Annotated in this window: 5 protein-coding genes; 2 read left to right on the top strand and 3 right to left on the bottom strand. The window is 66.6% G+C overall.

The window, feature by feature from the left end:
- Nucleotides 1–30: 30 nt before the first annotated feature.
- Together DYI42_RS22985 and DYI42_RS22980 are read right to left on the bottom strand one after the other, a co-directional pair.
- Complete coding sequence (locus tag DYI42_RS22985) at nucleotides 31–291, bottom strand: hypothetical protein (protein ID WP_213549335.1); 261 nt, start codon at nucleotides 289–291, stop codon at nucleotides 31–33.
- A 155-nt stretch (nucleotides 292–446) separates the two neighbouring features.
- Nucleotides 447–1,088 (bottom strand): DUF2199 domain-containing protein, encoded by a 642-nt coding sequence (locus DYI42_RS22980; RefSeq protein WP_213549333.1) that lies wholly within the window; start codon nucleotides 1,086–1,088, stop codon nucleotides 447–449.
- 441 nt (nucleotides 1,089–1,529) lie between these two features.
- Between DYI42_RS22980 and DYI42_RS22975 the strand changes: the two genes are divergently transcribed.
- Nucleotides 1,530–1,865 (top strand): hypothetical protein, encoded by a 336-nt coding sequence (locus DYI42_RS22975; protein WP_213549331.1) that lies wholly within the window; start codon nucleotides 1,530–1,532, stop codon nucleotides 1,863–1,865.
- A gap of 130 nt (nucleotides 1,866–1,995) precedes the next feature.
- On the opposite strand, the gene acnA is transcribed toward DYI42_RS22975, so the two are convergent.
- Complete coding sequence (acnA, locus tag DYI42_RS22970) at nucleotides 1,996–4,773, bottom strand: aconitate hydratase AcnA (RefSeq protein WP_213549329.1); 2,778 nt, start codon at nucleotides 4,771–4,773, stop codon at nucleotides 1,996–1,998.
- A 227-nt stretch (nucleotides 4,774–5,000) separates the two neighbouring features.
- Between acnA and DYI42_RS22965 the strand changes: the two genes are divergently transcribed.
- Nucleotides 5,001–5,711, top strand: a complete 711-nt coding sequence (locus tag DYI42_RS22965; protein WP_213549327.1) for a DUF1223 domain-containing protein — start codon at nucleotides 5,001–5,003, stop codon at nucleotides 5,709–5,711.
- The last annotated feature ends 67 nt before the right edge of the window (nucleotides 5,712–5,778 follow it).

The following is a 5,778-nucleotide window of genomic DNA, read 5'->3' as shown; positions in this document are numbered from 1 at the left end:
GGTCAAGGGGGCGGGTGCTGCCCGCGGCGATCAGGCGGGCAGGGAGAGGTGCAGCGGCTTGCCGTCGAGGACGAGGGTGAGGCTGTTGCTCTGGATTTCGGTCACGGTGCCGCCGGCGGCGTCGTCGCCCGTGGTTACGGTTTCGGTGCGGCCCGAGCGGTGACGCAGGATGGCGCGGCGGGCGTCGGGGCTGCCAACGACGGCGATCAGCGAGAGCGCGCCGAGATCGAGCGCGTTGCTGGTGGTGGCGATCCGGGCGGCCTCGTGCTGCCCTTCGGTCGTTTCGGTCATTCTTCTCTTTCTCCGGACACGCCTGCGCCCTCGGCGGTGGCCGGGGCGCGCGCGCATGCATTTGCGGAGCGGGGGCCTAGCAGGGGCGCCGGAGAAGGGCCAGTGAGGCAGGCGGTCGCAGGCGGTGACGCCTGCGTGAATGGGCGGAAGCGCGCCTAGCCTGCCTCCGGCGCCGGATCGGCGTCGAGGTGGCCGCGCAGGTCGGTGCCCGCGGCGGCGTAGATGTCGAGCAGGGTGTCGAGGGTGATGCCCTGCTCCTGCGCCTGCCGGATCGGGCCGCCATGGGCAAAGAGTGCCGGGCGGCTGCCAAGCTCGGCTGTGGTGAGGAGACAGGGCACCGGCTCGCGCGGGTTGGCGCCGGGCAGGGTGTTGGCCAGCACCGCTTCGCAGCCCTCGAAGGGCGGGTAGGGCTCCATCGTGGAGCGGGCGTAATCCTCGAAGTGTTCGCGGGCCAGCAGCGCCCAGGGGCCGAAGCAGAAGTAGCCGTCGTGGCCCCGGATCGGCACGGGCAGGATGCAGCGCACGAAATGGGCCTCTTTCACGCGGCAGAGATCGGTGGTGAGCCGGTCGATGCCCACCTCCATGATCGGTTCGCCGGTGGGTCCGAGGCTGCCGTGGGGCCAGACATCGGGGTGGTCGAAGGCCATGTCGATGAGACCGGGCGAGGCGATGCCGCAGCAGGGACAGCGATACTCCGGATCGAGAAAGCGGGGCCAGCGCGCGTCATGGTCCAGCGCCGGGTCGGCGCAGGCGGTTGTGAGCGCGTCGGAGAACCATTGGGGGGCGTTGAAGGCCATGGAAGATGTGTGGCCGAGGGGCGCGCCACGGTCAAGCGGGTGACCCGGCGTTAATTGGGCGTGAATCCGGGGTGAAAGCGCGCGGCCCCCGATGGTGATGCGGCGCGGGCTGGGGCAATGCTGTTGGTGCAGGTCGGAGCCGGCCCGCAGGTTTTCAGACAGGCAGGGTGTTTTACTGCCGCGCTTTTCAAGGTCGCTATTTCAGACCAGATGTTCGGGGCTTCCTCCCCCGTCCCGGACCCCGGGCAATAAGTGCCCGACACAAGAGAAGACCCCGGCAATCCTCCCCGAGGCCGGGGTCTTTTTCTATTCCGGGTGGTGCGTTGGGCGTGAAGGCAGGGGGAATATGGCGTGACTTCGAGGGGCGGGGTGTGGCGCGGTGCGGGCGCGCGTGGAAGGCTTGAGGCATTCATTCACCAAGTCATTCAAGGGAGGCATGAGATGCCCCTTCCCAGAGATTACGCGATTTCGCTGCTCCTCGGCCGCCCCGTGCCGGTGCGCGGCTCTACCGTTATCGAAGTCACCCGCGATGGCGCCGGGTGGACGGCCTGGCTCGTCGACATGGACGTGCCGGAGAACACGCGCGCGCTGGGGCCGTTCCGCGGCCGCCGCGAGGCGCGGCGTACGGCAAAGGCGGCGCTTGACGGGGTGGAGCCCTGTCCGGCGTCCAAGCCGGTGCTGGCGCAGAAGCGGAGGGCGGGCTATGTGCGCGATCCGCGACTGCTGTTCGACGCGGTGGGCCCTGGGCGGAGCCATGTGAGGCTGCGGGGCGTTTGAAGGCGCGCCCGTTTCGGAACAGGGCACGCAAAGGCACCTAGAGTGACGTCGTGGTGGACAGAGTGCCGACCCGACGAAAAAGGCCCCGCCGGGGCGGGGCCTTGCTGTTGATTTAATGGCCGATAGCCGGTCAGGCGGCCTTGGCGAGGTTGCGCAGCACATAGTGCAGCACGCCGCCGTTCTCGATGTAGTCGATCTCCACGGCGGTATCGATGCGGCACTTGAGGGTGATTTCCTTCACCGTGCCGTCGGCCATGGTGATCTCGGCGGGCACCTCTTGCAGTGGCTTCACGCCTTCCAGGCCCTTGATCGACACTGTCTCTTCGCCGGTCAAGCCCAGAGACTTGCGAGTGTCGCCGCCGGTGAATTCGAAGGGGATGACGCCCATGCCAACTAGGTTGGAGCGGTGGATGCGCTCGAAGTTCTCGGCGATCACGGCCTTCACGCCCAGAAGCGCGGTGCCCTTGGCGGCCCAGTCGCGGCTGGAGCCCGCGCCATACTGCTCGCCGCCGAAGACGACGAGCGGCACGCCCTTCTCCTGCCAGGCCATGGCGGCCTCGTAGATCGAGGTCTGCTTGCCGTCGGGCCCCTTGGTGTAGCCGCCTTCGACACCGTCCAGCATCTCGTTCTTGATGCGGATGTTGGCGAAGGTGCCGCGCATCATCACCTCGTGGTTGCCGCGCCGCGAGCCGTAGGAGTTGAACTCGCGCACCGGCACCTGGTGCTCGCGCAGGTACTGCCCGGCGGGGGTGCTCTCCTTGAAGGACCCGGCGGGGGAGATGTGGTCGGTCGTGACCATGTCGCCCAGCAGGGCCAGCACCTTGGCGCCCTCGATGTTCTCGATCTTCTTGGTGTCCATCGTCATGCCTTGGAAGTAGGGCGGGTTCTGGACGTAGGTCGAGGACGCGGGCCAGTCGTAGGTTTCGCTGTCGGTCGTCTCGACGCCCTGCCACTTGTCGTCGCCCTTGAAGACGTCGGCATATTTGGACTGGAAGGCCTCGCGCGTCACGGTCTGCTCGACCAGTTCCGCCACTTCCTGCTGGGTCGGCCAGATGTCCTTGAGGTAGACGGGGTTGCCGTCCTGATCCTCGCCGAGCGGCTCGGTGGTGATGTCGACGTTCATGTCGCCCACCAGAGAATAGGCCACCACGAGGGGTGGGGAGGCGAGGTAGTTGGCGCGCACGTCGGGGCTGATCCGGCCCTCGAAGTTGCGGTTGCCCGAGAGCACCGAGGTGGCCACCAGATCGTAGTCGTTGATCGCCTTGGAGATCGGCGCCTCCAGCGGGCCCGAGTTGCCGATGCAGGTGGTGCAGCCGTAGCCGACGAGGTTGAAGCCGATGGCGTCCAGATCCTCTTGGAGGTCGGCAGCTTCGAGGTAGGCCGAGACCACCTGCGAACCGGGCGCCAGCGAGGTTTTGACCCAGGGCTTGCGGGTCAGGCCCTTTTCGCGGGCCTTGCGGGCCACCAGCCCCGCGCCGATCATGACGTAGGGGTTGGAGGTGTTGGTGCACGACGTGATCGAGGCGATCACGATGGAGCCGTCGTGCAGCTGGTGCGTGGTGCCGTCGTCTGCCTTGTACCAGCCTTTGGCGTGGTGCCCGGTGTCGCCGGGGACGTCACGCGGCTCGGGGGCGCCGCCTTCGGCCTCCCAGCGGGCTTCGGATTTTTCGCCCGCGTCCTTGCCGTCGCGCAGGCCCTCGATGAACTTGGAGAAGGCCGGAGCGGCCTGGTCGAGCGCGATGTAGTCCTGCGGGCGCTTGGGGCCGGAGATGGCAGGCACGATGGTGCCCATGTCGAGGCTGAGCGTGTCGGTGTAGACGGGGGCGTAATCGGCCCCGCGCCAGAAGCCGTTTTCCTTTGCGTAGGCCTCGACCAGCGCTATGCGGTCTTCGTCGCGGCCGGTGTTCTTCAGGTAGCGCAGGGTTTCGGCGTCGATCGGGAAGAAGCCACAGGTGGCGCCGTATTCGGGGGCCATGTTGGCGATGGTGGCCCGGTCGGCCAGCGGCAGCTTGTCGAGACCGGAGCCGTAGAACTCGACGAACTTGCCGACCACGCCCTTCTCGCGCAGCATCTCGACGACCTTCAGCACCAGGTCGGTGCCGGTGGTCCCCTCGACCATGGCGCCCGTCAGCTCGAAGCCGACGACTTCGGGGATCAGCATGGAGATCGGCTGGCCGAGCATCGCGGCCTCGGCTTCGATGCCGCCCACGCCCCAGCCGAGCACGGCAGCGCCGTTGACCATGGTGGTGTGGCTGTCGGTGCCCACGAGCGTGTCGGGGTAGGCGACTTCCTTGCCGTCCTGATCCACGTCGGTCCAGACGGTTTGCGCCAGATACTCGAGGTTTACCTGGTGGCAGATGCCGGTGCCCGGCGGCACCACGCGGAAGTTGTTGAACGCCGACTGGCCCCATTTGAGGAAGGTGTAGCGCTCCATGTTGCGTTCATACTCGCGGTCCACATTCATCTGGAAGGCGCGCGGGTTGCCGAACTCGTCGATCATCACCGAGTGGTCGATCACGAGGTCGACGGGGTTGAGCGGGTTGATCTTTTGCGGGTCGCCGCCGAGCGACTTGATGCCGTCGCGCATGGCGGCGAGGTCAACCACGGCGGGCACGCCGGTGAAATCCTGCATCAGCACGCGGGCGGGGCGGTAGGCGATTTCACGCGGGTTCTTGCCGCCCTTGGTGGCCCATTCGGAGAAGGCCTTGATGTCATCGACCGAGACCGTCTTGTCATCCTCGAAGCGCAGCATGTTTTCCAGCACCACCTTGAGCGCGGCGGGGAGCTTGGAGAAATCGCCCAGACCGGCGGCTTCGGCGGCAGGGATCGAATAGTAATCGACCGACTGGCTGCCGACGGTGAGGGTCTTGCGGGTTTTGGAGGTATCGTGGCCGACGGTAATTGGCATGGGGGGCTCCCTTGGCTTTGGGTGGCTGCACTTGGCTTTCCCTTACGCTGCAAGCGCGGGGGCTTGCAAGGCGGTTAGGGTTGTTGTTTCGGGATTTTGTATACCATTGCACACAATTGGGGTGCAAGGGCCCCGCGCGCTTTGTCACATCTCTCGCGTTTCGTTGATTGGCACTTGCGCGGACGAGGGGATAAACCGGGTATCAGGGATGACAAAAGCAGGTTGACATGGCCTTGAAATCAGGCGGAAAAATGCTCTTCGGGGCGCTGGCTTTCTGTGCCGCGCTGGCCGGGGTGGCACGGGCGGAGAGCCCGGTTGTCGTGGAACTCTACACCAGCCAGGGCTGTTCGAGCTGCCCGCCGGCCGATGAAATTTTGGCCAAACTTGCAAACAAACCGGGCGTGATCGCGCTGGCCCTGCATGTGGATTACTGGGATTACATCGGCTGGAAGGATGCCTTCGCCAGGCCTGAGCACACCAAGCGCCAGAAAGCCTATGCGCATCAGGCCGGTGCGCGGACGATTTACACCCCGCAGATGGTGATCGGCGGGGTCGATCATGTGGTTGGCGCCCGCCCGATGGATGTGGTGGACCTGCTGGGCAGCCACAAGGCCCGGCCCCCGGTGATGCAGCTCACCGCCCGCCGCGAGGGCGAAGAAGTGGCCATCGCGGGCACGCCGCCCGAGCCGGCACAGGGTACGCTCGTGGTGCAGCTGGTGCGGTTCACGCCGCAGGAGACGGTGGCGATCAAGCGCGGCGAGAACGCCGGGCTGACGATGAGCTACCACAACATCGTGCGGGACTGGCAGGTGCTCAGCGAGTGGGATGGCGTGGCGGCGTTGGAGCTGCGGGTGCCCGCGCCGGGAGAAGCCCCGGCGGTGGTGATCGTGCAGAAGCCCGGCCCGGGGGAGATCGTGGCGGCCGCGCGGGTCAAGTAGATCGGCGCTTACTGGAAGAAGGGGCGCCTTGAGGCGCGCCTTTTTTGCTGTGCGCCCGCGCATGGCG

Source organism: Vannielia litorea, from assembly GCF_018424695.1.
Classification (GTDB): Bacteria; Pseudomonadota; Alphaproteobacteria; order Rhodobacterales; family Rhodobacteraceae; genus Vannielia; species Vannielia litorea_A.
Note: the sequence above shows the minus strand (reverse complement) of the source record. Positions and strands in the feature narration are given on the sequence as shown.

Excerpts from the sequence above, each read along its gene's own strand:
- DYI42_RS22985 (WP_213549335.1), bottom strand. The coding sequence starts at position 291 with ATGACCGAAACGACCGAAGGGCAGCACGAGGCCGCCCGGATCGCCACC.
- DYI42_RS22980 (WP_213549333.1), bottom strand. The coding sequence starts at position 1,088 with ATGGCCTTCAACGCCCCCCAATGGTTCTCCGACGCGCTCACAACCGCC.
- DYI42_RS22975 (WP_213549331.1), top strand. The coding sequence starts at position 1,530 with ATGCCCCTTCCCAGAGATTACGCGATTTCGCTGCTCCTCGGCCGCCCC.
- acnA (WP_213549329.1), bottom strand. The coding sequence starts at position 4,773 with ATGCCAATTACCGTCGGCCACGATACCTCCAAAACCCGCAAGACCCTC.
- DYI42_RS22965 (WP_213549327.1), top strand. The coding sequence starts at position 5,001 with ATGGCCTTGAAATCAGGCGGAAAAATGCTCTTCGGGGCGCTGGCTTTC.